The following is a 26,788-nucleotide window of genomic DNA, read 5'->3' on the forward strand; positions in this document are numbered from 1 at the left end:
GCGCGGCGGGGCTGGTCCCCGGGCCCGCGATGCGAGAGGCTGGGCCCTGTTCACGATCGACGTCGATCGGCCGCGCAGCACGGCACCGGAGGGATCCGTGTCCTATCTCTTGCGGCTGGTCGTACCCGACCGGCCCGGCACGCTCGGCGCGGTCGCGACCGCGCTCGGCGCCGCCGGCATCGACATCGTCTCCGTCGACGTCCTGGAACGGGGAAACGGCGTGGCCGTGGACGACGTCGTGGTGGAGCTCCCGGCCGACCGGGTGGCCGACAGCCTGATCACCGCGGCGACCGCCGTGCCCGGGGTGCAGGTCGAGTCGCTCCGCCCGTTCGCCGGCCCGCTGGACACCCACCGCGAGCTGGACCTGCTGGAGGCGCTCGCGCCCGCCGGGGTCGGCACCGCGAAGGTGCTCGCCGCCGAGCTCCCCCGGGTGTTCCGCAGCGGCTGGGCGGTGGTGCTGGCCGGCAGCGGCACCGACGTCACCCTGCTGGCCGCCTCCGACGCCGCGCCCGCGCTGGAGGGCCTCGAGCTGCCGTGGCTGCCGCTGCGGACGCCGATGCTGCTGCCCAGCGACGCGGACTGGGTGCCCGAGCGGTGGCAGGAGATGGCCGTGGAGATGATGGCCGCGCCGTTGGACCCCGACGGCGCGGCGGTGCTGCTCGGACGTTCCGGCGGGCCGGCGTTCCGCCGCTCCGAGCTGCTCCGGCTGGCGCACCTCACCGGGCTCGCGGCCACCGTCGCCCGGCTGCCCCCCGCGTAGTCGAAGGACCCCGCTGCCCCCCGCCACTCGCACGCTCGCGGCGGGACCCTGCAGCGGGGCCGATCAGCCTTCGGCTGACCCGTCGCCGATGGTGGCCACCTCGCGGGCGGCCTCCGGGCCCTGCTCCAGCAGCACCGCGAAGCCGTCGTCGTCCAGGATCGGCGCCTTGACCTGCACGGCCTTGTCGTACTTGCTGCCGGGGTCAGCACCGACGACGACGAAGCCGGTCTTCTTGGAGACCGAGCCGGTCACCTTGCCGCCGCGCTCCTGGATGGCGGCGATCGCGGAGTCGCGGCTGTGGTCGCGGAGCGACCCGGTGACGACGACGGTGATCCCGGTCAGCGGGCCCGGGCCCGCCTCCTCGCCCTCGTCGGCCATCCGGACGCCGGCCTGGCGCCACTTCTCGACCACGTCGCGGTGCCAGTCGACGGCGAACCAGTCCCGGACCGCGGTGGCGATGGTCGGACCGACGCCCTCGGCCGCGGCGAGCTCCTCCTCGCCCGCCTCCTGCAGCCGGTCCATCGAGCGGAACTCCCGGGCCAGCGCCTGCGCGGCGGTGGGGCCGACGTGCCGGATGGACAGCGCGACCAGCACGCGCCAGAGCGGGACGTCCTTGCGGGTCTGCAGGTTGGCGAGCAGCTTCTGCCCGTTGGCCGACAGGGTGCCGTCCTTCTTGGTGAAGAAGTCGGTGCGGCGCAGGGCGTCCTCGTCGAGGAAGAAGACGTCGCCCTCGTCGGTGAGCAGGTGGCTCTCCAGCAGTGCGATGGCCGCCTCGTAGCCGAGCACCTCGATGTCGAAGGCGCCCCGGCCGGCGACGTGGAACACCCGCTCCCGGAGCTGGGCGGGGCAGGACCGGGCGTTCGGGCAGCGGATGTCGGCGTCGCCCTCCTTCTCGGGGCGGAGCTCGGTGCCGCACTCGGGGCAGTGCGTGGGGAAGACGAACTCCCGCTCGGAGCCGTCGCGGGCGGCGACGACCGGACCGAGGACCTCGGGGATGACGTCGCCGGCCTTGCGGATGACGACGGTGTCGCCGATCAGCACGCCCTTGCGCTTGACCTCGCTGGCGTTGTGCAGCGTGGCGAGCTGGACGGTGGAGCCGGCGACCTTGACCGGCTCCATGTAGGCGAACGGGGTGACCCGACCGGTGCGGCCGACGTTGACGCGGATGTCGTGCAGCTTGGTCGTCGCCTCCTCCGGCGGGTACTTGAAGGCGATGGCCCAGCGGGGGGCGCGGCTGGTGGACCCGAGCCGGCGCTGCAGGGAGACCTGGTCGATCTTGACCACGACGCCGTCGATCTCGTGCTCGACCGAGTGCCGCTGCTCGCGGTAGCGCTCGATGTAGGCCCACACGCCCTCGAGGTCGTCGACCACCTCGTAGCGGGAGCTGGTGGGCAGGCCCCAGGACCGCAGCTGCTCGTAGGCGGCGGACTGGGTGGCCGGCTCGAAGCCGCGCCGGGCGCCGATGCCGTGGACCACCATCGTCAGCGGGCGCTTGGCGGTCTCGCGCGCGTCCTTCTGCCGCAGCGACCCGGCGGCGGCGTTGCGCGGGTTGGCGAACGGGGCCTTGCCGGCCTCGACCAGGCCGGCGTTGACCTCGGCGAAGGCGGCGACCGGGAAGTAGACCTCGCCGCGCACCTCGAGGAAGTCGGGGACGTCGTCACCGCTCAGCTGCTGCGGGACCGAGGCCATGGTGCGGACGTTGGCGGTGACGTCCTCCCCCGTCGTCCCGTCGCCGCGGGTGGCGGCGCCGGTGAGCCGACCGCGCTCGTAGACCAGGTCGATGGCCAGGCCGTCGACCTTGAGCTCGCAGAGCCAGCTGGTGCCGGCCCCGGCGTCACGGACCGCGCGGTCGGCCCAGGCCGACAGCTCGTCGGAGGAGAAGACGTTGTCCAGGCTCTGCATCCGCTCCGGGTGGGTGACCGGGGCGAAGGTGGCGCCGAAGCCGCCGTTGACCTTCTGGCTCGGCGACTCGGGGGTGACCAGCGCGGGGTGGGCGGCCTCGAGCGCCTTGAGCTCGCCCATCAGCTCGTCGTACTGACCGTCGCTGACCAGCGGGGCGTCCTGCACGTAGTAGGCGAACGCGTAGCCGTCGAGCTCCTCGGACAGGTCACGGTGCCGGGTGCGCGCGTCGTCGGGGACCTGGGTCAGGTCCTCCCGGTCGACCGCAGCTCCCACCGACGGCTGGTCGACGCCGTCGACGGCCTCCTGCTCCACCTCTGCCTCGGTGCTCACGTCGCTGACGGTATCCGGAGGGTCGGACGAGAAACCGGCCGTCGGTCCCGGCTCACCCGACCGGGTCGCGGCGGTCGGCTGCAGGCAGACGTCCAGTACGTCGCCGGCGTGCTCGACGCACCACCGCTGGCAGCCGGTTCCACCTGGAGCGGTGGTCCGATGAGGATCTCGGTGCCATCGGGCCGCCAGGTGTGCCATCGGCCGCCGGGATCTCGTTCGATCCGGAAGCCATGGTGGACCTTGGTGTGGTGCCGTTCGCACAGCAGCCCGGAGTTCGCCAGGTTGGTCTCCCCACCGTTGATCCAGTGGATCAGATGATGGACGTCGCACCAGTGCGTCGGGGCGTCACAGCCGGCGAACACACAGTGCCCGTCCCGCTGCTCCACGGCCTTGCGGAGCCCGGGGGTGACCACCCGGTGGTCCCGTCCCAGGTCCAGCGGGACCCCATCGGGGCCCATCACGATGCGGGAGATGCTGCCGTCGCAGGCCAGCCAGCGGGCCCGCGCGGCCGAGATCTGCGACCCGAAGCCGGTGCGGGCAGCACCGGGACCGGTGGCCGGGTCGACGAAGTCGTCCATGTCCAGCCCGAGCACCACGTGCGGCTTCTGCGTCCGCAGCGTCGGCAGGTTCCCGGCAGCCAGCTGGTTGTCGACCAGCTGCACCAGCGCGTCGGCCTGCTGCTGAGCCCGGGTCCGCTCATCACCCTTGGGGCGGGACGCCTGCACGATCGACTCGATCCCGGCCAGCACCTTCTCGATCCCGACCGCATCCAGGTCGAACCGACCCGTCCCGCTGCCATCGGCGTGCCGAGTGACGGAGAACCGCCGTCCCTCGGTGGGGTCGGGCTCCTCCCCGTCGGGGTCGAGGGCCTCCCGGTAGTGGTGCACCACCTGCTGCAACCGCGCGTGGGACTCACTGTGCGCGACAACGACCAGCGCCTGGTCGATGACGCCCAGCGCCCAGGTCCACGCCCTGCGCGTCGGCGGCGGCCCGCGCCGCGTCGTCCGCGATCGGCGCGATCGCGGCCACCTGAGACGCGGTCACCGTGCCGTCGGCAAACGCCGCCGCGGTGGCCGGCAGGTGCTCCAGCGCCCGACCCGAGCGGACCACCCGGCCGGCCTCGCCCGGCGTGAGGTGGCCGTGGCCGCGGAGCCAGGACGCGATGGTCTTCTTGCCGTCGTGCTCGGCCGCTCCGGTGGCATCGGCATGCCGGACGGTGCGGGTCAGCTCCGCGGCGACCCGATTGGCCAGTTGCAGCAGCGCCGCCGTGCGCGCCAGGACCGCACCCGAGGGCAGCGCGAACAGGTCCTGAGCGGCGAGGGCGTCGAGCGCGGACTGCATCTCGCCCACCGGACACCTCCCGCCACGTCTTCGAACACCTGTACGAAGTCTAGCGGAAAAGGCACCGTCTCACGACCCGAATCCCCAGGTCAGACGCCTGTCCACAGATCCGGAGACGCCCCTCGACAAGGTGCCGAAGGAAGTCCGGACCACCGAAAGCGCACCTTTGGCGGTCCGGTTGGGGTCACTCGGGTTGCAGGTACTTGGCGGCCTCGCGGACGTGGGCCATCGCCGTCCGGGCGTAGGCGGGGCTCGCGCCTGCCAGGCCGCAGGCCGGGGTGAGGGTGACGGCGGCGTGCAGCTGGTCGGCCGGGAAGCCGAGCTCGTTCCACCAGGCGCTCAGCCGGCTCGCGGTCGACTTGGCCGGCGGCAGGGTGGTGTCGGTGCCCGGGACGACCCCGACGAGCAGGTGGGTGCCGGCCTCCACGGCCGTGCCGACGGCGTCCAGGTCCTGCACCGCACCGAGGTCGAAGGACAGCCCGGCGGCCCCGGCGGCGCGGAACAGGTCCAGCGGCGCCCGCTGCGCGCAGCAGTGGACGACGACCGGGGCGGGCACCCGGTCGACGAACCGGGTCAGCAGCTCCTCCACCAGGTGCGCCTCGACCGCGGAGAGCTTGCCGAACCCGCTCACCGTGGGCAGGCCGCCCTGCAGGACGGCGGGCACCGACGGCTCGTCCAGCTGGACGACGACCTGCGCGCCGGGCACCCGGGCGGAGACGTCGGCGACGTGCGCGGCGATGCCCTCGGCCAGCGACTGGGCGAGGTCGCGACGCGCTCCCTGGTCGACGACGGCCCGGTCACCGCGGGTCCGCTCCAGCCCGGCCGCGAGGGTCCACGGTCCGGCCACCTGCACCTTGAACGGTCCGGTGTACCGCTCGGCGACCTCGAACAGCGCGTCCAGGTCCCGGGCCAGCATCTCCTGCGCCCGCCGCTCGTCGGCACCGGGCCGGGAGACCAGCCGCCAGCCGGCCGGGGTCAGGTCGACGTGCAGGTCGACCAGCAGCGCCGCCGCGCGGCCGATCATGTCCGCGCCGGCCCCGCGGCCGGGGAGCTCGGGCAGGTGCGGGAAGTCCGGCAGCTCACCCGTCACCAGCCGCAGGGCCTCGACCGGGTCCGTGCCGGGGAGGGAGCCGACGCCGGAGGCCGGCCCCCACGGGGTGGGGACCGGCCTCAGGTCGGTGCTGTCGGGCTCGCCGCCCGGGGTGGAGCCGTCGTCGGGCAGTTCGAGGGAGGCCACAGCGGCGACGGTAGCCCGCCGGCGCGGTGGCCTCCCCGGACGGTCAGACGGGCTTGGCGTGGTCGGCCGCGGGCGGGCTGACCGGGGAGTGCGCCTCGAAGTAGGCCACGGCGGTGTCGGCGTCGACCGGCCCGGTGATCGGGTCGGTGCCCGTCGTGAAGGCCGTGAAGCTGTCGCCGCCGCCGATGAGGAACGAGTTCGCCACCACGCGGTAGCTCGCAGCCGGGTCGATGGCCACGCCGTTCAGCGTGATCGACCCGGCGACGACCCGCTGGCCTGCCGGTGCCGCCGCGTTGTACTGGTAGGAGAAGCCCGCCGACGTCCCCAGGATCAGCTGGGAGCTGCGCGCAGCGGAGGGGAACTGCTGCTCGAGCACGTCCTTGATCGCCGCGCCGGTCAGGGTCACCGCGTTGACGGTGTTGCTGAACGGCTGGACGTTGAACAGCTCCCGGAAGGTCACCTCACCCGGCGCCTCACCGCCCTGGCTGGACGCGTACGTGAGGTCGGTGCGCAGCCCACCCGGGTTCATGAAGGCGATCACCGGGTTGCCGTACTGGTCCGACTGCAGTGCCTCGAGCTGGGCCTGGGCGACCAGGTTGCCCAGGCTGGACTCGCCGCCGCGGTTCTCCACCGGCGCCGGGTTCGGCACGGCGGGGGTCGGCGCGGGGGTGGTGTACGCGCGGGTGATGTCCGCGGTGATCGACCCGACCACCGCGTTCCCGGCCTCGGCCGCCCGGCCGTTCCAGTAGTCGACGATCGCCTGGACCGTGGGGTCCGGGGCGGTGCGGGTCACCGGCACGTTGGTGGCCGAGTAGGTCGCCGCCCGGTTGACGTCACCGGTCGTGCGGTCCAGGGACAGGCGGATGTCGCTGACCAGCCGGCCGTAGTAGCCGGCCTGGGTGACCAGGCGCTCCTCGCCGCTGCCGTCGGCGATCTTGCAGTTGTAGGCGTTGTGCGAGTGCGCGCTGACGATCAGGTCGACCGCGGGGTCGATCCGTTGGTTGATGTCGACGATCGGTCCGGTGAGCCCGGCGCAGCCGTCGTAGGCCGGCGTGGGCGGTGCCGCGTTGCCGGCCGTGCCGCCCTCGTGGATCAGCACGCCGATGGCCTGGATGCCCATGGCCTGCAGCCGGGGCACCCAGGTGTTGACCGCCTCGGCCTCGTCGATGAAGCGCACGTCGGCGATGCCCGTCGGCGACACGATGCTCGGCGTCGTCTTCGTGACCACGCCGATCATGGCCACCTTCTGGTTCGCCGGCGTCGTGAAGACCTGGTACGGCGGCAGCATCGGCTCGCCGGTCTCGTTCGAGATGACGTTCGCCGCGAGGTACGGGAAGTCCGCCCCCTCGAACTCGTGGCCGTCGGTGCCGAAGCAGCCGTCGACGCCGACCGTCACGCCCTCGCACTCGGTGACGTCGTCGGTGAAGGTCCCGTCGGTGGCCGCGGAGATGCGGCGCAGCTCCTCGGTGCCCCGGTCGAACTCGTGGTTGCCGACCGACGAGGCGTCCAGCCCCATGGCGTTGAGCACCTCGATCGTCGGCTCGTCCTTGAACACGCTCGACTCGAACGGCGAGGCGCTGATCAGGTCGCCCGCGCCCACGAACAGCGACGTGTGCGGGCCCTTGGTGGTGTCGTCGAAGGAGGCCTGCAGGTCCTTCACCGTCGTGGCGACGTTCGCGCTGCCGCCGACGACGGTCTTGACGTCGTCCGCGGACCCGTAGGCGCCGTCGAGACCCGGCGCGGTGAGCAGCTGGCTGTCGGAGCCGGTGGTCTCGGAGACCCGGCCGTGGAAGTCGTTCATCGCCAGCAGCTGGACGGTGACGTCCTTGGGTGCGGCGGAGGCGGCGGTGGGCAGCCCCACGACCGTGGCAGCGGCCACGGTCGCGGCGATCGTCAAGCTCGTTCGGCGCAAGGGTCCTCCAGGACACGGGGACCGGACCGTGTGCGTGCTCGGTCCGGCGGCGGGGCGCTCAGATCTGTAGTTGCTCTAAGTAGCCGTGCGTAACGTCGTGCAGCGCGACGCTATCCCCGTGCTGTGCGGGTGCCAAGGGTCAGGTGTGGAGCGACGCCGACCGTTCACGCGCGCGCAACACCGTGCCCTGGCCGAGCACCCGGTCGCCCCGCTCGGCGTCCGGGGCGTAGAGCACGGCGGACTGCCCCGGGGCCACGCCGCGCTGCCGCTCGGTGAACCCGATCCGCAGGCCGCCCTCCTCGGTGCCGGTGACGGTGCAGCCGACCGGGCTCCCGTGCGCCCGCAGCTGGACCGCGGCCGTGAACGGCAGCTCCGGCACCGGACCGGTCCAGGTCGGCACCTGGGTGACCACCTCGTCCACCTCAGCCTGCTCGGCGGTGCCGATCGTCACCGTGCGGCTGACCGGCTCGATGCCCAGCACGTAGCGCGGCCGCTGGTCACCGGCGCTGACCCCCAGCCCGCGGCGCTGCCCGATGGTGAAGCCGTACGCGCCGGCGTGGGTGCCCACGGTCGCGCCGGTGGCCGCGTCGACCACCGGGCCGGGCTGATCCCCCAGCCGGCGGGCCAGGAAGCCCCGGGTGTCGCCGTCGGAGATGAAGCAGATGTCGTGCGAGTCGGGCTTGGTGGCCACCGCGTAGCCGCGCTCGGCGGCCAGCTCGCGGACCCGCTCCTTGGTCATCGACCCCAGGGGGAACACCGCCCCGGCCAGCTGCCGCGCGGTGAGCACGCCCAGCACGTAGGACTGGTCCTTGGCCGCGTCGACCGAGCGGCGCAGCTCGCCGTCGACCAGCCGTGCGTGGTGGCCGGTGACGACGGCGTCGAAGCCCAGCGCCTGCGCCCGGTCCAGCACGGCGGAGAACTTGATCTTCTCGTTGCAGCGCAGGCACGGGTTGGGCGTGCGGCCGGCGGCGTACTCGGCCACGAAGTCCTCGACGACGTCCTCGCGGAACCGGTCGGCGAGGTCCCAGACGTAGAACGGGATGCCGAGGGAGTCGGCGACCCGGCGGGCGTCGTGGGCGTCCTCCACGCTGCAGCACCCGCGGGCGCCGCTGCGCAGCGTCTGCCGGTCCGGGGACAGCGCCAGGTGGACCCCGGTCACCTCGTGCCCGGCCTCGACGGCCAGGGCGGCGGCGACCGCGGAGTCCACTCCCCCGCTCATCGCGGCGATGAGCCTCATCGGGCCCCCGCCCGCCGGGCCCGCTCCACCACCGGGGCGATGACGTCCAGGACGGCGTCGACGTCGGCGTCGGTCGAGGTGTGGCCGAGGCTGAAGCGCAGCGAGCTGCGGGCGCGGGAGGGGTCGGCGCCGGCGGCGAGCAGCACGTGGCTGGGCCGGGCGACCCCGGCGCTGCAGGCGGACCCGGTCGAGCACTCGATGCCGCGGGCGTCGAGCAGCATGAGCAGCGCATCACCCTCGGCGCCCGGGAAGGACAGGTGCGCGTTGCCGGGCAGCCGTCCCGGGCCGCCGGCGACGACGTCGTCCAGGGCCGGCCCGTTGAGCTGCGCGTCGGGCACCCGGTCGACGACGCCGGCCACCAGCCGGTCGCGCAGCGCGGTCAGCCGGGCGGCGCGCTCACCGCGCTCGTCGACGGCGGACCGGGTGGCCGCGGCGAGCCCGACGATGGCCGCGACGTCGAGGGTGCCGGACCGGACGTCGCGCTCCTGGCCGCCGCCGTGCAGCAGCGGGGTGCACTCGGCGTCCCGGCGCAGCAGCAGCGCACCGGCGCCCATCGGGCCACCGAGCTTGTGGCCGGTCATCGTCAGCGCGTCGACGCCGCTGGCCCCGAAGTCGACCGGGAGCTGGCCGATGGCCTGCACCGCGTCGGTGTGCAGCGGCACCCCCACCGCGTGCGCGACCTCGGCGAGCGCGGCGAGGTCGCTGACCGCGCCGATCTCGTTGTTGGCCCACATCACGCTGGCGACGGCGACGTCCCGGCCGTCGCCGAGGGCCTCGGCGAGCGCGTCGGGGGTGATCCGCCCGTCCGGCTCGACCCGCAGCCAGGTGACCTCGGCGTCGTCGTGCTTCTCCAGCCACTCCACGCTGTCCAGGACGGCGTGGTGCTCGGCCGGGCTGGCCACGATCCGGCGGCGGCCCTGGTCGGCGGCGCGACGGGCCCAGTACAGGCCCTTGACGGCGAGGTTGTCGCCCTCGGTGCCCCCGCCGGTGAACAGCACCTCCGACGGCCGGGCGCCCAGCGCGGCGGCCAGCTGCTCGCGGGACTGCTCGGCGACCCGCCGGGCCTCGCGGCCGCTGGCGTGCAGCGAGGACGCGTTGCCGACCCGGGCCAGCTGCTCGGTCATGGCCGCCAGCGCCGACGGCAGCATCGGCGTCGTCGCAGCGTGGTCCAGGTACGTCATGGCCCCGCCAGAGTAGTCGCGCCCGCCGGGGCCGCCGCCGCGACCGGTGCGGCCGCACGGCCGGCGACCACCGCCCCGGCGACGGCCAGCGCGGCGTAGACCGCGGCCACCACGACGAGGACGCCGCGCATCGGCAGCAGGCCGGCGGTGGCCGCCGCCACCAGCACACCGGTCAGGCCGATGCACAGCGCCGAGGCGGTGACGTCGGCGATGTTGAGGGCCGCGGAGTCCGCCCCGCGGCGGTGCTCGGGCGACTGCGCCAGCAGCAGCACCCCGACGCTGGGCATGCCCAGCCCCATGCCCAGCCCGGCGAGGGCCCAGGTCAGGTAGGCCGGCCAGCCACCCACGCCCGGGACGGCGGTCACCGCGGTGCCGGCCAGGCCGACGGCCAGCAGCACGAAGCCCAGCCGGAGCAGCTGCACCCGCGAGGCACCGGCGTACCGGCCCTGCACCTGCGAGGCGGCCGCCCACCCCACGGCGCCGGCGGTGAGCGGGATCCCGGCGGCCGTGGGGCTGTAGCCGTGCACCGCGCTGAGCGTGAGCGGCAGCAGCGCGTCCATGCCGAAGAAGGAGCCGGCCAGCAGGCCGCGGGCGGCGACGACGGTGGGCAGGCCGCGGCGGGCGCGGACCGTTCCGCGCGGCAGCAGCGGCCGCAGCCCGGCAGCGAGCGCGGTCAGCCCGACGACGGCCAGGACGGCACCGAGCAGGTCCAGCCGCTGGCCGGCGTACTGCAGCGCGCCGACGCCGAGACCGGCCAGGAGGGCCCACCAGCGCCGGGCCACCCGGGCCGGCGGCGGGTCCGCCGGGACGGTGAGGTCGCGCAGGGCCGGCAGCACCAGGCAGAGCCCGACCAGCACGAGCGGCAGCAGGCCCAGGAACACCCACCGCCAGCCCACCGAGGTGGTCAGCGCGCCCGCCACCAGGGGGCCGACGAGCGCGGGCAGCACCCAGGCCGCGGCGGTGGCGCCGAACAGCCGGGGCCGCAGCGACGCGTCGTAGGCCTGCCCGATCGCGACGTAGAGCGCAACCGAGATCAGCCCGCCGCCGAAGCCCTGCACCGCGCGCCCGGCCACGAAGAGCGCCATGTCCGCCGCCAGGCCGCAGGCGAGCAGGCCGACGGCGAACACCGCGACGCCCGCGAGCAGCCCGGCCCGGGCACCCCGCCGGTCACCGACGTCCCCGCCGACCACCATGCCGACCACCTGGGCCACGAGGAAGGCGGTGAAGGGCCAGCCGAACCAGGCGAGCCCGTCGAGCTCGGTGACCGCGGTGGGCATCGCGGTGGCCACCGCCATCGACTCGAAGGCCACCAGGGTGACCAGGAGCAGCAGGCCCACGGTGGTCAGCCGGTGCCGGCCGTCCAGCAGCCCCGGCGTCCCTGGTCCTCCCACCTCCGGCGCAACCCGCACCCCGTCCCACCCCTTCCCGACCCGCCGGAGACGCGTCGAGCGCCGGCCCCCGGGAGGGCCGGCGCTCGACGGTGGTGCTGAGTGCGTCAGCCCTTGCGCGCGGAGATCTGCTGGGTGGCGGCCGGGACGACGGTGTTCAGGTCTCCCACGACGCCGAAGTCGGCGAGCTCGAAGATCGGCGCCTCGGGGTCCTTGTTGACCGCGACGATGGTCTTCGACGTCTGCATGCCGGCCCGGTGCTGGATGGCCCCGGAGATCCCGACCGCGATGTACAGCTGCGGCGAGACGGTCTTGCCGGTCTGCCCGACCTGGAACGAGTGCGGGTAGAAGCCGGAGTCCACCGCGGCGCGGGAGGCACCGACGGCCGCACCGAGGGAGTCGGCGAGCCCCTCGATGACGGAGAAGTTCTCCGCGCTGGCCACCCCGCGGCCGCCGGAGACCACGATCGAGGCCTCGGTCAGCTCCGGGCGCGAGGACTTCTGCTCCACGACCCGGTCGGTGACCTTCGTCGTCCTCGCCGCGTCGGAGAGCGTGACCTGCACGGTCTCCTCGGTCGCCGCACCGGGCGCCGGCTCGGGGGTGACCGAGTTGCCGCGCAGCGTGTAGATCGGCGTGCCGACCGTCACCTTCGAGTGCACGATCGTCGCCCCGGCGAACGCCACCTGGGTGGCGGTGCCGTCGGGGTGGATCTCGGTGACGTCGGTCAGGAACCCCGAGCCGGTCTTGATCGCCAGCCGGCCGGCGACCTCCTTGCCCTCCGGCGACGAGGGGATGACCACGGCCGCGGGCGACACCGACGCGACCAGCTGGGCGAGCACCTCGGCCTTGGGGGCGACCAGGTACTCCTCCACCTCGGGGGACTCGGCGACGTAGACCTTCGCCGCGCCGTACTCGCCGAGCGCGTCCTTGACGCCGGCGGCGGTGCCCGGGGCACCGATCACCACCGCGGAGGGCTCACCGAGCGCACGGGCGGCGGTCAGCGCCTCCAGCGTCGTCTTCCGCGGGCCACCCGCAGCCGGGTTCACCTCGACCAGGACCAGGACCTCAGCCATGACTGTTCTCTCCTCCGCTTGTCCGGGTCAGACGATCTTCTGGGCGGCGAGGTAGCCGACGAGCTTGTCCGCGCCGTCGCCCTCGTCGGTGACCTTGACGCCCTCGCCCTTGGGCGGGCGACCGGCGGAGTCCACGACCGCGCTGGTGGCCGACGCCAGACCCACGGTGCTCGGGTCGATGCCCAGGTCGGCCAGCGTCAGGGTCTGCACCGGCTTCTTCTTCGCCGCCATGATCCCCTTGAACGAGGGGTAGCGCGGCTCGTTGATGGTGTCCCAGGTGGACACGATCGCCGGCAGCGGCGCCTCGACCTCCCAGTACCCACCGTCGGTCTGCCGCTCGATCTTCGCCATCCCGCCCTCGACGGTGAGCTTGCGCGCACCGGACAGCTGGGGCAGGCCCAGCCGCTCGGCCAGCAGCGCCGGCATCACCGACAGCTGCGCGTCGGTGGCCTCCGCGCCGCACAGCACCAGGTCGTACTCCAGCGTGCCCAGCGCCGCGGCGATCACCGCGGAGGTCTGCACCGCGCACGAGCCGTGGATCGCCGGGTCGGAGACGTGCACGGCCTTGTCCGCGCCCATCGACAGCGCCTTGCGGATCGCGTCGGTGGCGGTGTCGGGGCCGACGGTCAGGATGGTGACCTCACCGCCGTGGGCCTCCTTGACCGTGAGGGCCTCCTCGATGGCGTACTCGTCCATCTCGTTGATCACGTTGTCGGCGGTGGCCCGCGCGACGGTGTTGTCCGACGGGTCCAGCTTCCGCTCGCTGCCCGAGTCGGGGACCTGCTTGACCAGAACGACGATGTTCATCGTCAGACCATCCTCCGTGTCGTCTCGTGGCACGGGCGGAGCCCGCCTCGCTGCCGATCATCGAGGTTACTTCCGGGTAACACCCGGTGGGCAGGGCGGGTCCCCGTGACCCCGGTCACGAGGTCGCGGGCCACTCCCCGGTCCGGGCGAACGCCTCCAGCGTGGCCGTGTGCGGCGCCAGGTCCAGGCCCTGCGCGGCCACCCAGCCGTCGTCGTAGTAGGTGCAGGCGTAGCGCTCCCCGCCGTCGCACAGCAGGGTGACGACGCTGCCGGTGCGCCCCGCGGCGAGCATCTCGCCGATCAGGCCGAAGGCGCCCCAGAGGTTGGTGCCGGTGGACCCGCCGGCCCGCCGGCCGGTGACCCGCTCGAGGTGCCGCATCGCGGCCAGCGACGCGGCGTCGGGGACGCAGACCATCCGGTCGACGATGGTGGACACGAACGAGGGCTCGACGCGCGGCCGCCCGATGCCCTCGATCCGCGAGCCCCGGCCGGCGGCGGCCGGGTCGGCGTCCCGCCAGCCGGGGAAGAACGCCGAGCCCTCCGGGTCGACGACGGCCAGCCGGGTGGGCAGCCGGCGGTACCGCAGGTAGCGCCCGATCGTCGCGCTGGTGCCGCCGGTGCCCGCGCCGACGACCACCCACTCCGGCACCGGGTGCCGCTCCCGCGACAGCTGGTCGAACACCGACTCGGCGATGTTGTTGTTGCCGCGCCAGTCGGTGGCCCGCTCGGCGTTGGTGAACTGGTCCAGGTAGTGCCCGCCGGTCTCCGCGGCGATCCGGCGGGCCTCGTCGTAGACGGTGCCGGGGTCGGCGACCAGGTGGCAGCGGCCGCCGTGGAACTCGATCAGCGCGATCTTCTCCGCGCTGGTGGTCGCCGGCATCACCGCGACGAAGGGCAGGCCGAGCATCCGCGCGAAGTACGCCTCGCTGACGGCGGTGGACCCGCTGGAGGCCTCGACGACGGTGCTGCCCTCGTGCAGCTGGCCGGAGCACAGCGCGTAGAGGAACAGCGAGCGGGCGAGCCGGTGCTTGAGGCTGCCGGTCGGGTGGGTCGACTCGTCCTTGAGGTAGAGGTCGATGCCCCACGCGGGCGGCAGCGGGTAGACCAGCAGGTGGGTGTCGGCCGACCGGTGCGCGTCGGCCTCGACCAGCGCCACGGCCCGCTCCAGCCACGCCCGGCCCCCCGGGTCGGAGCGGTCCAGGTCGGGGGTGGCTGGGGCGGTCACCCCGGTATGGTCCCCCACCCCCGCGCCGGCGCCGGTCGCCCCGGTCAGGCCGGGACGACGAGCACCGGCCGCTGCGCCGGGACCACCGTGACCGCCGTCCCCGGGTGCAGGGACCGGCTGTCGGCGCTGGCGACGTCCACCTGCACCTCGACCGGGTCCGGCCCGGCCGCGGGCAGTACGACAGCGAGCCGGGTGGTCGCGCCGGAGAAGGTCCGGGTGAGCACCCGCCCGGAGCCGGCCGGGTCGGCGTGCACCAGCAGCGACTCGGGGCGCACCAGCGCCACCACCGGCCCGGCCGGCAGCCCGGCGCCGGCCACCGGGCGGACCGCGCCGAGGAGGCTGACCTGCCCGTCGCCGAGCGTCGCCGGCAGCCGGTTCATGGTGCCGACGAACTCGGCGACGAAGGCGGTCGCGGGTCGCTCGTAGAGCTCGTCGGGCCCGGCCACCTGCTCCAGCCGTCCGGCGCGCAGCACCCCGACCCGGTCGGCGACCGACAGCGCCTCGGCCTGGTCGTGGGTGACGAACACCGTGGTGATGCCCAGCTCGAGCTGGATCCGGCGGATCTCCTCGCGGAGCTGGACCCGGACCTGGGCGTCCAGGGCGGACAGCGGCTCGTCGAGCAGCAGCACCTGCGGCGCCACGGCCAGCGCCCGGGCCAGCGCGACCCGCTGCTGCTGGCCACCGGAGAGCTGGTGCGGGTACCGGCTGCCCTTGTCCGCCAGCCCGACCAGCTCGAGGAGCTCCCCGGCGCGGCTGCGCTGCACGGCCGGGGGCCGGCGGCGCACCCGCAGCCCGAACGCGACGTTCTCCACCACGGTGAGGTTGGGGAAGAGGCTGTAGGCCTGGAAGACCATGCCCATGTCCCGCCGGCTCGGCGGGGTGCCGGTGAGGTCGCGGCCGTCGACGAGCACCTGACCGGAGTCCGGCACCTCGAACCCCGCGATCGACCGCAGGGCCGTCGTCTTCCCGCAGCCCGACGGCCCGAGCAGGGCCAGGAACTCCCCCGGCCGGACGTCGAGGTCCAGCCCGTCCAGCGCCCGCGCCGGGCCGTAGGTCCGGGTCAGCCGGCGCAGCTCGACCCGGACGCCGTCGCGCTCCCGCAGGGCGCCGAGGGTGGACCCGGGCATCGCGCCCAGGACGGCGCTCGGGGTGGTGGTGCTGGTCATCAGGACTCCTCGTCGGCGCGCCGGCGGTCCAGCGCGGAGATCAGCAGCAGCAGGCCCCAGGTGACGACCAGGGACAGGATGGAGACCGAGACCGACAGCTGCGGCTGGGAGCCGGCCACCTCGACGATCCAGGTCGGGAAGGTCTGGAACCCCAGCAGCGAGGCGATCGTGTACTCCCCCAGCACCAGCGCCAGGGTGAGGAACGCGGCGTTGAGCACCGAGGTGCGCAGCACCGGCAGGACGACGGCGACCAGCGTCCGCGGCCAGGACGCCCCGAGGTTGCGGGCCGCCTCGGTCAGCGTGCGCAGGTCGACCCCGCGGATGCCGGCGTCCAGCGCGCGGTAGACGAACGGCAGCGCCATCACCACGTAGACGAGGACCAGGATCCAGGGCAGCGCGGGCTCCTGGAGCGCGAACATCGCGTCCGCCACCGGCGTGCCGGCGAAGTGCTCCGGCGCCCAGGCGAGCACGCTGCGCACCCCGACGACCAGCGCGATCGGCGGCAGCACCAGCGGGAGCAGCGTGAGCAGCTCGACGACGGTCCGCAGCCGCGGCAGCCGCAGCGCCACGAGCACCGTGGTCGGCACCATGAGCAGCAGGGTGAGGACGACGGTCAGCGCGCCGAGCAGCAGCGAGCGGCCGAACGCGTCCAGGAAGCCAGGCGCGCCGGGGATGCCGGTGTAGAACCGCGCGGTCAGCCCGCCGGCCCCGCGGTCGCGGACGGTGAAGACCACCGAGGCGAGCACCGGGACGACGAAGTACAGGCCGAGGACGGCGAACACCAGCCACCGCCAGGCACCGCCCCGCCGGACCCGCCGCGCCCGCCGGACCGGCGGGCCGACGACGACCGGGGCGACGGCGGTCACGACAGCCACCGCTGGGTGCGGCCCTGCACCCAGGCGTAGAAGGCCATGACCACGCCGATGAGCACGATCATCCCGAGCGCCAGCGCCTTGCCCAGGTTCTCCGAGCCGACGACGACGTTGCTGGACAGTGCGTTGGCGATCTGCAGCGTCACCAGCGGCACGCTGCTGCCGACCAGGGCGCGGGCGGTGGCGTAGGCGGCGAAGGCCGAGGCGAACAGCAGCATCGTCGCCCCGATCACCGGCGGCGCCAGCACCGGTCCGCCGACGTACCGCCAGTACTGCCAGCCGCTGGCACCCAGGTTGTCCGAGGCCTCCCGCCACTGCGGCCGGAGCGCCTCCAGGGCCGGCACGATCGTGAGCACCATCAGCGGGACGAGGAAGTACAGGTAGACCAGGGCGAGCCCGGTCATCGAGTAGAGCGTGAACCCGCCCAGCCCGAGGCCCAGGGCGTCCTGCAGGAACGCGGTCAGCACGCCGGCGTTGCCGATCGTGGCGATGAACGCGAAGGCGAGCGGGATGCCGCCGAAGTTGGCGAGCACGCCGGAGGCGGTGAGCACCAGCCGGCGCAGCAGCCGCCCCCGCCGGGTGCGCAGCACCGCGACGGCCAGCGCCAGGCCGAGGACGGCACCCAGGACGGCGGTGACCAGCGAGAGCTCCAGGCTGCCGAGGTACGCCCGGCGGTAGGCGCCACCGGTGACCGCGACGACCGAGTCGGTGGACCAGGTCTCCTCGAAGGTGACCGGGTCGGTGCTGCGGAACGCCTCGACCGCCAGGACGCCGACCGGCAGCAGCAGGAACAGGCCGACGTAGCCGAAGAACGGCACGACGCCCAGCACGACCGGCCAGCGGCGGCGGCGGACCCGCGCCGGCTCGCCGGGTTCCGCGACGGCGCCGGGGAGGGCGCCGTCGCGGACCGGTGCGACGGTGGTGCTCAGCCCGAGATCTCCGCGTTCCAGCGGGTCGCCACGACCTGCTGGGCGGCGGCGAGCTGCTCGGCCGACGGGAAGTCGGCCGTGCCCTCGACCGCCGGGAGCGCGGACAGCGCGTCCGCGTCGGCGGTGCCGGCGTCCTGCATGGCGGGCAGCCGGACCGGCCGGGCGCCGCCCTTCAGCCAGATGTTCTGGCCCTCGTCGCTGTAGAGGAACTCCTGCCAGAGCCGGGCCGCGGCCGGGTGCGGCGCGTAGGCGCTGATCGCCTGGCTGTAGTACCCGCCGTAGAGGCCGTCGGTGGGCACGTTGACCTGCCAGTCGACGCCCTGGTCGGCCAGGTCGGCGGTGCCGGCGGCGTTGAGGTAGTCCCAGTCGAGCGCGAGCGGGGTCTCGCCGCTGGCCACCGTCGCCGGGGTCACCTGGACCGGGTTGAAGTTGCCGGAGGCCTTCAGCTCGGTGAAGAAGTCGACGCCCGGCCCGATGTCGTCGAGGCCGCCGCCGTTGGACAGCGAGGCCGCCCAGACCGCGGCGAAGGCCGCGGCCGCCTGCGTCGGGTCACCGTTCAGGGCGACCTGCCCCTTGTACCGCGGGTCGAGCAGGTCCTGGAACGAGGTCGGGCAGGTCTGCACGACCGAGGCGTTGCAGCCGATGGAGATGTAGCCGCCGTAGTCGTTGACCCACGTCCCGTCGGCGTCCTTCTGCCCGTCGGGGATCTCGTCCCAGGTGGCGACCTTGTACGGCGCGACCAGGTCCTGCGCCGCCGCCTGCTGGGCGAAGGACGTGCCGACGTCGAGGACATCAGGCCCGCGGTCCTGCCCCCGCTGGCTGGTGACGGCGTCCAGCTCGTCCTGGCTGGAGCCGTCCGGGCTGGCGCTGTTGATCTCGATGTCGTACTTCTGGCTGAAGGTGTCGAGCATCTCGCCGTAGTTCGCCCAGTCCCGGGGCAGGGCGATGACGTTCAGCGTCCCCTCGGCCTGGGCGGCGGCGACGAGGTCGTCCAGGGAGCCGATGTCGGCCAGCGACGTGGCCCCGGCCGCGTCGGCACCCGAGCCGCCGTCGGACCCGCCGTCGTCGGAACCGCAGGCGGAGAGGGTGAGCCCGAGTGCGGTGACGGCCACCGCGACCCGGAGGGGGGTCCTGCGCACAGAGATGCTCCTCGCGTCTGCGCCGCCCCCGGGTGCCCCGATGGCCCCTGCTCGGGCGGCCAGCGCAGCGAACCGCCCCCCGCGGACCTGGTGGCGTCGCTGAGGCGAACGGCGCGTGACGCCGCCGTGATCACTTGCCCGGTGGGCGCCAGGGGCCGCGCGGGACGCCTCAGCGGCCGGTGAAGGTCGCCTTCCCCGGGCCGCTCTCCAGGAACGAGCGCATGCCGGCCTTCTGGTCCTCGGTGTCGAACAGCGCGGCGAACAGCCGGCTCTCGAGCGCCAGCCCGGCGTCCAGGTCCCCGTCGAGGCCCTCGTCGATGGCCTGCTTGGCGGCGGCGAGCGCGAGCGGCGGCCCGGCGGCGAACTTGCGGGCCATCGCGACGGCGGTCGGGTAGACCTCCTCGTCCGGGACGACGGCGTCCGCGAGCCCCATGGCCAGGGCCTCCTCGGCGCCCACGTGCCGGCCGGTGAACACCAGGTCCTTGGCCTTGGCCGGGCCCACCAGGCGGGCCAGCCGCTGGGTGCCGCCGGCGCCGGGGATCACCCCGAGCAGGATCTCCGGCTGGCCGATCTTGGCGTTGGTGCCCAGCACCCGGAAGTCGGCGCACAGCGCCAGCTCGTACCCGCCGCCCAGGGCGTAGCCGGTGACGGCGGCGATGACCGGCTTGGGGATCCGGGCGACCGCGGTGAAGGAGGCGGTGAGCTCGCGCCCCCAGGCGACCATGGTCGATCCGTCGAGCTGCGACATCGCCTTGATGTCGGCGCCGGCGGCGAACACCCGCTCCCCGCCGTAGACGACGACGGCGCGCACGTCCGCCCGCTCAGCGGCCTCCATCGCCGCCCCCCGGACCTCCCAGTGCAGCTGCTCGTCGATGGCGTTCATCTTCGGGCGGTCGAGCCGGATGGTGCCGACGCCGTCCTCGACCTGCAGGGTCACGAACTCGGGGTCTGCCATGGGTGCCTCCGTGCTGCTGCGGTGGACGTCGGTGTCCTGCGGGGAGGTCAGCTTGCCCCGACCACCGGCTGGGTCGCGCGCCGGGCGGCGTACCGCCCGTCCTCGCGCTGGACCTCCAGCGGCACGCCGAACGCGTCGGACAGCAGCGGGGCGGTCAGCACGTCCTCCACCGGACCGGCCGCCACGACCTCGCCGCCGCGCAGCAGCAGCGCGTGCGTGTAGCCCGGCGGGATCTCCTCGACGTGGTGGGTGACCAGCACCTGGGCCGGCGCGTACGGGTCGCGGGCCAGGTCCGACAGCCGGGTGACCAGGTCCTCCCGGCCACCCAGGTCCAGGCCGGCGCCCGGCTCGTCGAGCAGCAGCAGCTCGGGGTCGGTCATCAGCGCCCGGGCGATCTGGGTGCGCTTGCGCTCGCCCTCCGACAGCGTGCCGAAGGGCCGGTGCGCCATCCGGGCCACGCCCCACTGCTGCATGAGCACCGCCGCCCGGGTCAGGTCGTGGACGTCGTAGCGCTCCCGCCACCGGCCGACAACGGCGTACCCGGCGCTGACCACGACGTCGCCCACCCGCTCGGCGGGGTCGATCCGCTGGGCCAGCGCCGCGCTGGTCAGCCCGATCCGCGGGCGCAGCTCGAAGACGTCGACCGCGCCGAGCGTCTCGCCGAGGATGCCCACCGAGCCGCGGGTCGGGTGCATCTGCGCGGAGGCCAGCTGCAGCAGCGTCGTCTTGCCCGCCCCGTTGGGCCCCAGCAGGACCCACCGCTCGTCGGGCCGGACGGTCCAGTCGACCCCGCGCAGCAGGTGCGCCTCGCCTCGGACGACGTCCACGCCCCGGATCTCGACGACCGGCTCAGTCCACACGCCGCTCATCCAACCAACCCGCCGCCGATCCCGGGCACCGGGCTGCGGCACGGCGCGCCGCCGGTCGGGCACGATGCCCCGGTGACTGCATCGAGGAGCGCGCGGACCGTCGAGGTGTGGCCCGGCCGGGCGGCTCCGCTGGGTGCGCACTGGGACGGCACCGGCACCAACTTCGCGCTCTGGTCGGCGGGGGCGTCCGGCGTCGACCTGTGCCTGTTCGACCCCGACGGCACCGAGCACCGGCACCGGCTGCAGGAGACGACCCACCAGGTCTGGCACGGCCGGGTCCCGGGCGTCGGCCCCGGTCAGCGGTACGGCTACCGGGTGCACGGCCCGTTCGACCCCGCCTCCGGCGCCCGGTACAACCCGGCCAAGCTGCTGCTGGACCCCTACGCCCGGGCGGTCGACGGCGACCTGGTCCTCGACGGCTCGCTGTACGCGCACGACCCGCGGGACCCGTTCCTGCCCGACACCGCCGACTCCGCCCCGTTCGTGCCGCGCGGCGTCGTCGTCCACGACTCGTTCCCGTGGGACGGCGACGCGCTGCTGCGGACGCCGTGGTCGGACACCGTCGTCTACGAGGTGCACGTCAAGGGCGCCACCATGCGCCACCCCGACGTCCCGCCGGAGCTGCGCGGCACCTACGCCGGGCTGGCGCACCCGGCGTTCGTCGAGCACCTCATCTCCCTCGGGGTCACCGCCGTCGAGCTGCTGCCGGTGCACCAGTTCGTCAGCGAGCCGCACCTGCTCCGCCGCGGGCTGACCAACTACTGGGGCTACAACACGCTGGGCTACTTCGCCCCGCACGGCGCCTACAGCTCCTCCGGCACCGCCGGCGGGCAGGTCACCGAGTTCAAGGCGATGGTCAAGGCGCTGCACGCGGCCGGCATCGAGGTGATCCTGGACGTCGTCTACAACCACACCGCCGAGGGCGACCACACCGGCCCGTCGCTGTCGTTCAAGGGCATCGACAACGCCGGGTACTACCGGCTGGGCGGCCCGGGCGCCGGCGACGACCCGTCCCGCTACACCGACTACACCGGCTGCGGGAACACCCTGGACGTGCGCCGGCCGGCGGTGCTGGCGCTGCTGATGGACTCGCTGCGCTACTGGGTGACCGAGATGCACGTCGACGGGTTCCGCTTCGACCTCGCCTCCGCGCTGGCCCGCTCGATGCACGACGTCGACCGGCTGTCGGCGTTCTTCGACGTCGTCCACCAGGACCCGGTGGTCAGCTCGGTGAAGCTCATCGCCGAGCCGTGGGACGTCGGCGAGGGCGGCTACCAGGTGGGCAACTTCCCGCCGCCGTGGACGGAGTGGAACGGCAAGTACCGCGACACCGTGCGGGACGTGTGGTCCGGCGCGCAGGTCGGCGTCCGCGATCTCGCCTACCGGCTGACCGGCTCCTCGGACCTGTACCGCTCCGACGGCCGCCGGCCGTTCGCCTCGGTCAACTTCGTGACCGCGCACGACGGCTTCACCATGGCCGACCTGGTCGCCTACGAGCGCAAGCGCAACGAGGCCAACGGCGAGGACAACCGGGACGGCGAGAGCCACAACCGGAACTGGAACACCGGCGTCGAGGGCGAGACCTCCGACCCCGCCGTGCTCGAGCTGCGCGGTCGCCAGGTGCGCAACCACCTGGCCACCCTGCTGCTGTCCACCGGCGTGCCGATGCTCACCGCCGGCGACGAGCTGGGCCGCACCCAGGGCGGCAACAACAACGCCTACTGCCAGGACAACGAGGTCTCCTGGCTGGACTGGGCCGCGATCGACCCGGACCTGTGGAGCTTCGTGGCCCACGCCGTGGGGCTGCGCCGCACCTCACCGGCGCTGCGGCAGGAGGCGTTCTTCGAGGGCAGCGAGGTGCCCGGCACCGGGGGCACCCGCGACCTGGCGTGGTTCGCCCCCGACGGGGAGCAGCTGACCAACCGGGACTGGTTCGACACCGGCCTGCAGACCATCGGCATGTACCTCGACGGCCGCGGGCTGCGGCACCGCGACGAGCGGGGCCGGCCGGTCGTGGGCGACTCGTGGCTGGTCTGGCTGCACGCCGGGCCGGAGCCGGTGGACGTCGTCCTGCCCGGCGCGCCGTGGGGCGACGGCTACGAGCTGGTGCTCGCCACCGAGTACCCGACCGGCGTCCCCCCGCGGCCGACAGCCCTGCCCCCGGGACGGGCGAGCATGCCCGACCGCTCGGTGTGGGCGCTGCGCATCGTGCGATGACATGGCGACCCTGACGGGCCGCACCGCGGCCAGGAGCCGTACCCGGCTGCGTTGAGCCGCTGAGTCGTTCGATCGCGGGACCCTCCGGGCCCCACTCCTCACGATGACATGGCGACCCTGACGGGCCGCACCGCGGCCAGGAGCCGTACCCGACGGGGCTGAGCCGCTGAGTCGCTCGGTCGCGGGACCCTCCGGGCCCCACTCCTCACGATGACATGGCGACCCTGACGGGCCGCACCGCGGCCAGGAGCCGTACCCGACGGGGCTGAGCCGCTGAGTCGCTCGGTCGCGAGACCCTCCGGGCCCCACTCCTCACGATCCCCAGTGGTCGGCTCGCCCAGGACGGCGAACGGCCCGTCCCCCAGCAGGAGGACGGGCCGTGAGCGAACTGCTCTTGCCTACTCCGGGGTCTGCTCGAAGGTGATGACGGTCCAGCCGAGGAGCAGCCGGTCGCCGTCGGCGAGCGGGTGCGGGACGCCGGGCTCGAGCTGGGTCCACTCGGTGGCCTCCGGGCCGGCGACGTGCGTGCCGTTGAGCGAGCCGAGGTCGGTGAGCGAGACCTCGCGACCGGCGCGCTGGATGGCGGCGTGAGCGGAGGAGAGCACGTTCTGGGTGTCGGCGATCGGCACCGGACGGGCGTTCCCGCTGGTCACCAGGTCGTGGCCGTCGGGACGGCGACCGAGCACCAGGTCCTCGTCGACGGTGACGACCATGCCGTCGTCGAAGCGCAGCACCGGCGCGGCCGGCGGCTCGGGCCGCCAGAAGGCGGTCTGCTCGCCACCGGTCGCCGGGGCCTGCGCCGGCGCGGCGCCGCGGGCGGAGCTGCCGAAGCCGGCGTCGGAGCCGGCGGTGAAGGACTCGCCGCTGGGCAGCGAGCTGACCGGCGGGGCGACCGCGGCCGAGGAGGCCGCGGCGGCGTGCTGGAGCAGCGCCCCGGAACCGGGCACCGTGCCCTCGACGAGGTCGAGCGCGACGCCCGGGGGCATCGCGGCGGCGGACTGGCCGGGGCCGACGTACAGCGTCTGGCCGAGGGAGAAGCCGGCGGCCAGCGTGCAGCCGTCGGCCGCCTGACCGGAGACCGGGACGCCGTCGACGGCCGGCTGGCCCTTGCCCGACCACAGCGCGACGCCCGAGGCGGACCCGCCCGTGGTGTCGGCGAGGACGAGGGCGAAGGAGGCAGGGCCGTCCGCCAGCCGGGACACCTGGCCGGCCACGGCAGCCAGCACCCGGTCGGCGCCGGGACCGGCGACCCCCAGGCAGGCGTGCAGCGCGGCCACCAGAGCCGGCGACCCGGGGGCGTCGACCCACAGCAGGCCACCACCACGGCGGGCGACGACAGAGTCTCCGGGAAGGACCTCACAGCGGTCGGGCATGGCGACCAGACTAATGATCCGTGACGGGATCCGGTGGGTCGCTGGAACGAGGCACGCCGAGGTGACGACCCGTCCAGCCCGCCCAGCACCAGTCGTCACACCCGACGCAGCTCTTGTCACCACGAGGCGAAGTCGTCCAGGTGCCGACAGTGACGGTAGGCCTCACGCGCCCCAGCCGCACCACCGGTGCGGACACACCGGCGTGGCGCGGGTCAGGCGTTCACCACGACCCCCAGCTCGGCCGGCACCGCGGCGTGCTCGGAGTGCGGCAGCACCCGCACCGTGTAGCCGAAGGCGCCGGTCCGGGTCAGCGGCACCGTGGCGCTGAACCAGTGCCGGGACCCCTCGGTGGTCTCGTGCGCCATCGGCACGGTGGTCACCTGGTGCAGCCCGTCGGCGTCGTCCACCCGGCCGAACGCGGCCTCGACGAGGACGTCGTGCGGCGTCAGCCCCGGCAGCTCCACCTCGGCGCGCAGGTCGATGCCCCCGCCGATCTCCGGGGTCTCCCCCACGCCGGTCGCCTCCACGTGCGCGACCCGGACGCCGTGCCAGTTCTCCAGCACGTGGGACCGCCAGCTGGCCTCGCTGCGCGCCGCCTCGTACCCGCCGTCGGCCATCGCCCGCGCCGCCCCGGCGGCGGGCACGTACAGCTGCTCCACGTAGTCCCGCACCATCCTGGTGGCCTGCACCTTCGGCCCGGTCTCGCGGAGGGTGTCCCGGATCATCTCCACCCACCGGGTCGGGACGCCGTCGGCGTCGACCTCGTAGAAGCGCGGCAGCACCTGCCGGTCCAGCAGCTCGTAGATGGCCTGCGCCTCGACCTCGTCGCGCCGGTCGTGGTCGGAGACGCCCTCGGCGGTCGGGATCGCCCAGCCGTTCTGGCCGTCGAACCACTCGTCCCACCACCCGTCCCGGATGGAGAGGTTCAGGCCGCCGTTGAGCGCGGACTTCATGCCCGAGGTGCCGCAGGCCTCCAGCGGCCGCAGCGGGTTGTTCAGCCAGACGTCGCAGCCCCAGTACAGGTAGCGGGCCATGCCGATGTCGTAGTTGGGCAGGAAGGCGATCCGGTGCCGGATCTCCGGGTCGTCGGCGAACTTGACCATCTGCTGGATCAGCTGCTTGCCGCCGTCGTCGGCGGGGTGGCTCTTGCCGGCGATGACGAGCTGGAGGGGCCGGTCGGTGTCCAGCAGCAGGGCCTTGAGCCGCGCCGGGTCCTTGAGCATCAGCGTCAGCCGCTTGTAGGAGGGCACCCGCCGGGCGAAGCCGATGGTCAGCACGTCAGGGTCGAAGGCGGTCTCCGTCCAGCCGAGCTCGGCCTCCGCCGCCCCGCGGGACAGCGCGGTGGCGCGGACCCGCCGGCGCACCTCCTCGACCAGGCGGGCGCGCAGCAGCCGCCGGGTGCCCCACAGCACGCCTGCGTCGATCCGGTCGACGCCGTCGAAGTGGACGTCGCCCTGGACGGTCGCCGGGTCGCCCTGGCTGGTGGACTGGGTGCCCAGCTCGAGCAGCTCGCGGGCGGTCCAGGTCGGGGCGTGCACGCCGTTGGTGATGGCGCTGATCGGCACGTCGTCGGCGTCGAAGCCCGGCCACAGCGCCCCGAACATGTCCCGGCTGACGTGGCCGTGCAGCTGGCTCACCCCGTTGGCCCGCTGCCCGAGCCGCAGGCCCATGTGCGCCATGTTGAACTTGCTCGGGTCCTCCTCGGCGCCCAGCGGCAGCAGCTGCTCGACCGGGACGCCGAAGCCGGCGAAGTACCGCTCGATCAGCGCCTTCGGGAAGCGGTCGATGCCGGCCGGCACCGGCGTGTGGGTGGTGAAGACCGTGCCGCCGCGCACCGCCTGCAGCGCCTCGCTGAAGGACAGCCCGTGGGACTCGGTCAGCTCGCGGATCCGCTCGACCCCCTGGAAGCCGGCGTGCCCCTCGTTGGCGTGGAACACCTCCGGTTGCGGGGTCCCGGTCAGCGAGCAGAACGCCCGGACGGCGCGGACGCCCCCGACGCCCAGCAGCATCTCCTGGCGCAGCCGGTGGTCCTCGCCCCCGCCGTACAGCCGGTCGGTGACGCCGCGCTCGGCCGGGGCGTTCTCCTCGATGTCGCTGTCGAGCAGCAGCAGCGACACCCGGCCGACCTGGGCCCGGTAGACGTGCGCGTGCAGCGTGCGCCCCTCCGGCAGCGGCACCGAGATGACCACGGCGGTGCGGTCGGGCTCCCGGAGCAGCTTCAGCGGCAGGCCGTGCGGGTCGAGCGCCGGGTAGTGCTCGAGCTGCCAGCCGTCGGGCGAGAGGCCCTGGGAGAAGTAGCCGGACCGGTAGAGCAGCCCGACGCCGATCAGCGGGACGCCGAGGTCGGAGGCGGCCTTGAGGTGGTCGCCGGCCAGGATGCCCAGGCCGCCGGAGTACTGCGGCAGCACCTCGGTGATGCCGAACTCCGCGGAGAAGTAGGCGATCGAGGCCGGCGCCCCGTCGCCGAGCGACTGGTACCAGTGCGGGGCGTCGAGGTAGGTGCGCAGGTCCTCGGCGACGGCGTGCATGCGCCGGAGGAACTCCGGGTCCTCGGCCAGCGTGGCCAGCCGCTCCGCGGAGACCTCGCCCAGCACCTTGACCGGGTCGCCGCCGCAGCTCTCCCACAGCTCGGGGTCCAGCGCCTCGAACAGGTCGCGGGTCTCCCAGTGCCAGGACCAGCGCAGGTTGGTGACCAGCTGGGACAGCGGCCGCAACGCCTCCGGGAGGGAGGCTCGGACGGTGAGTCTGCGGAGAGCTCGCATCGGCTGACCATAATGGTGACGACCCTCACGTCCAGCGCCCCTCCCGGCGGTCGCGGTCCCCCTCCCCGGGGAGCGGGACCGCCGCCGACGTGTGAGCCGGGGGCCTTCTGGAT

Annotated in this window: 21 protein-coding genes; 2 read left to right on the top strand and 19 right to left on the bottom strand. The window is 74.2% G+C overall.

What is annotated here, in order from left to right; all coding sequences use genetic code 11:
• The first annotated feature begins 97 nt into the window (after positions 1–97).
• Complete coding sequence (locus tag MODMU_RS21220; RefSeq protein WP_014742439.1) at positions 98–760, top strand: ACT domain-containing protein; 663 nt, start codon at positions 98–100, stop codon at positions 758–760.
• Between the two features lie 63 nt (positions 761–823).
• Here the strand turns inward: MODMU_RS21220 and ligA are convergent, their stop codons facing one another.
• From ligA to MODMU_RS21300, 17 genes are all read right to left on the bottom strand, one after another.
• Positions 824–2,992, bottom strand: a complete 2,169-nt coding sequence (gene ligA / locus MODMU_RS21225) for an NAD-dependent DNA ligase LigA (RefSeq protein ID WP_014742440.1) — start codon at positions 2,990–2,992, stop codon at positions 824–826.
• Entirely contained in the window at positions 2,989–3,882 is an 894-nt protein-coding gene (locus MODMU_RS21230; protein ID WP_269454083.1) for an HNH endonuclease signature motif containing protein, read from the bottom strand. Before MODMU_RS21230 ends, ligA begins: the two co-directional genes overlap by 4 nt.
• Before the next feature lie 22 nt (positions 3,883–3,904).
• A complete protein-coding gene (locus tag MODMU_RS30165; RefSeq protein ID WP_269454084.1) occupies positions 3,905–4,333 on the bottom strand; it encodes a DUF222 domain-containing protein in 429 nt (142 codons plus the stop codon).
• A gap of 184 nt (positions 4,334–4,517) precedes the next feature.
• Positions 4,518–5,570, bottom strand: coding sequence for a methionine synthase (locus MODMU_RS21235; RefSeq protein ID WP_014742441.1), 1,053 nt, complete (start codon positions 5,568–5,570; stop codon positions 4,518–4,520).
• A gap of 43 nt (positions 5,571–5,613) precedes the next feature.
• Positions 5,614–7,449, bottom strand: a complete 1,836-nt coding sequence (locus MODMU_RS21240; RefSeq protein WP_231851696.1) for a bifunctional metallophosphatase/5'-nucleotidase — start codon at positions 7,447–7,449, stop codon at positions 5,614–5,616.
• 172 nt (positions 7,450–7,621) lie between these two features.
• Entirely contained in the window at positions 7,622–8,719 is a 1,098-nt protein-coding gene (gene mnmA / locus MODMU_RS21245; protein ID WP_014742443.1) for a tRNA 2-thiouridine(34) synthase MnmA, read from the bottom strand.
• Entirely contained in the window at positions 8,716–9,900 is a 1,185-nt protein-coding gene (locus MODMU_RS21250; RefSeq protein WP_014742444.1) for a cysteine desulfurase family protein, read from the bottom strand. The genes mnmA and MODMU_RS21250 overlap by 4 nt, the downstream gene beginning before the upstream one ends.
• Positions 9,897–11,291, bottom strand: a complete 1,395-nt coding sequence (locus MODMU_RS21255; RefSeq protein ID WP_041795513.1) for an MFS transporter — start codon at positions 11,289–11,291, stop codon at positions 9,897–9,899. The genes MODMU_RS21250 and MODMU_RS21255 overlap by 4 nt, the downstream gene beginning before the upstream one ends.
• A 104-nt stretch (positions 11,292–11,395) precedes the next feature.
• A complete protein-coding gene (locus tag MODMU_RS21260) occupies positions 11,396–12,361 on the bottom strand; it encodes an electron transfer flavoprotein subunit alpha/FixB family protein (protein ID WP_014742446.1) in 966 nt (321 codons plus the stop codon).
• A 27-nt stretch (positions 12,362–12,388) separates the two neighbouring features.
• Complete coding sequence (locus tag MODMU_RS21265) at positions 12,389–13,168, bottom strand: electron transfer flavoprotein subunit beta/FixA family protein (RefSeq protein ID WP_014742447.1); 780 nt, start codon at positions 13,166–13,168, stop codon at positions 12,389–12,391.
• A gap of 115 nt (positions 13,169–13,283) precedes the next feature.
• A complete protein-coding gene (gene cds1 / locus MODMU_RS21270; protein WP_014742448.1) occupies positions 13,284–14,393 on the bottom strand; it encodes an L-cysteine desulfhydrase Cds1 in 1,110 nt (369 codons plus the stop codon).
• Positions 14,394–14,437: 44 nt separating this feature from the next.
• A complete protein-coding gene (locus MODMU_RS21275) occupies positions 14,438–15,559 on the bottom strand; it encodes an ABC transporter ATP-binding protein (protein ID WP_014742449.1) in 1,122 nt (373 codons plus the stop codon).
• Complete coding sequence (locus MODMU_RS21280; RefSeq protein ID WP_014742450.1) at positions 15,559–16,425, bottom strand: ABC transporter permease; 867 nt, start codon at positions 16,423–16,425, stop codon at positions 15,559–15,561. Before MODMU_RS21280 ends, MODMU_RS21275 begins: the two co-directional genes overlap by 1 nt.
• Positions 16,422–17,261 carry an ABC transporter permease gene (locus MODMU_RS21285; protein WP_014742451.1) on the bottom strand — a complete coding sequence of 280 codons (840 nt, stop codon included), beginning with the start codon at positions 17,259–17,261 and terminating at the stop codon, positions 16,422–16,424. The genes MODMU_RS21280 and MODMU_RS21285 overlap by 4 nt, the downstream gene beginning before the upstream one ends.
• 95 nt (positions 17,262–17,356) lie before the next feature.
• Positions 17,357–18,499 carry an ABC transporter substrate-binding protein gene (locus MODMU_RS21290; RefSeq protein WP_014742452.1) on the bottom strand — a complete coding sequence of 381 codons (1,143 nt, stop codon included), beginning with the start codon at positions 18,497–18,499 and terminating at the stop codon, positions 17,357–17,359.
• A 169-nt stretch (positions 18,500–18,668) separates the two neighbouring features.
• Entirely contained in the window at positions 18,669–19,454 is a 786-nt protein-coding gene (locus MODMU_RS21295) for an enoyl-CoA hydratase/isomerase family protein (protein ID WP_014742453.1), read from the bottom strand.
• 47 nt (positions 19,455–19,501) lie between these two features.
• A complete protein-coding gene (locus MODMU_RS21300; RefSeq protein WP_014742454.1) occupies positions 19,502–20,323 on the bottom strand; it encodes an ABC transporter ATP-binding protein in 822 nt (273 codons plus the stop codon).
• A gap of 72 nt (positions 20,324–20,395) precedes the next feature.
• Between MODMU_RS21300 and glgX the strand changes: the two genes are divergently transcribed.
• Positions 20,396–22,540, top strand: coding sequence for a glycogen debranching protein GlgX (gene glgX / locus MODMU_RS21305; RefSeq protein ID WP_014742455.1), 2,145 nt, complete (start codon positions 20,396–20,398; stop codon positions 22,538–22,540).
• 398 nt (positions 22,541–22,938) lie between these two features.
• Here glgX and MODMU_RS21310 read toward each other — a convergent pair whose 3' ends face one another.
• The gene (locus tag MODMU_RS21310; RefSeq protein WP_014742456.1) at positions 22,939–23,913 is read right to left on the bottom strand and encodes an FHA domain-containing protein; all 975 of its coding nucleotides are present in this window, start codon (positions 23,911–23,913) and stop codon (positions 22,939–22,941) included.
• Positions 23,914–24,125: 212 nt separating this feature from the next.
• Positions 24,126–26,675: an alpha-glucan family phosphorylase gene (gene glgP, locus MODMU_RS21315; protein WP_014742457.1), complete on the bottom strand. Its 2,550-nt coding sequence runs from the start codon at positions 26,673–26,675 to the stop codon at positions 24,126–24,128.
• Positions 26,676–26,788: the final 113 nt, after the last annotated feature.

The organism is Modestobacter italicus (assembly GCF_000306785.1).
Taxonomy (GTDB): domain Bacteria; phylum Actinomycetota; class Actinomycetes; order Mycobacteriales; family Geodermatophilaceae; genus Modestobacter; species Modestobacter italicus.

Bases quoted from the DNA above. Each gene is read 5' to 3' on its own strand.
- MODMU_RS30165 (WP_269454084.1), bottom strand. From the start codon at position 4,333: ATGCAGTCCGCGCTCGACGCCCTCGCCGCTCAGGACCTGTTCGCGCTG.
- mnmA (WP_014742443.1), bottom strand. From the start codon at position 8,719: ATGAGGCTCATCGCCGCGATGAGCGGGGGAGTGGACTCCGCGGTCGCC.
- MODMU_RS21250 (WP_014742444.1), bottom strand. From the start codon at position 9,900: ATGACGTACCTGGACCACGCTGCGACGACGCCGATGCTGCCGTCGGCG.
- MODMU_RS21260 (WP_014742446.1), bottom strand. From the start codon at position 12,361: ATGGCTGAGGTCCTGGTCCTGGTCGAGGTGAACCCGGCTGCGGGTGGC.
- MODMU_RS21265 (WP_014742447.1), bottom strand. From the start codon at position 13,168: ATGAACATCGTCGTTCTGGTCAAGCAGGTCCCCGACTCGGGCAGCGAG.
- MODMU_RS21275 (WP_014742449.1), bottom strand. From the start codon at position 15,559: ATGACCAGCACCACCACCCCGAGCGCCGTCCTGGGCGCGATGCCCGGG.
- MODMU_RS21295 (WP_014742453.1), bottom strand. From the start codon at position 19,454: ATGGCAGACCCCGAGTTCGTGACCCTGCAGGTCGAGGACGGCGTCGGC.
- MODMU_RS21300 (WP_014742454.1), bottom strand. From the start codon at position 20,323: ATGAGCGGCGTGTGGACTGAGCCGGTCGTCGAGATCCGGGGCGTGGAC.
- MODMU_RS21310 (WP_014742456.1), bottom strand. From the start codon at position 23,913: ATGCCCGACCGCTGTGAGGTCCTTCCCGGAGACTCTGTCGTCGCCCGC.
- glgP (WP_014742457.1), bottom strand. From the start codon at position 26,675: ATGCGAGCTCTCCGCAGACTCACCGTCCGAGCCTCCCTCCCGGAGGCG.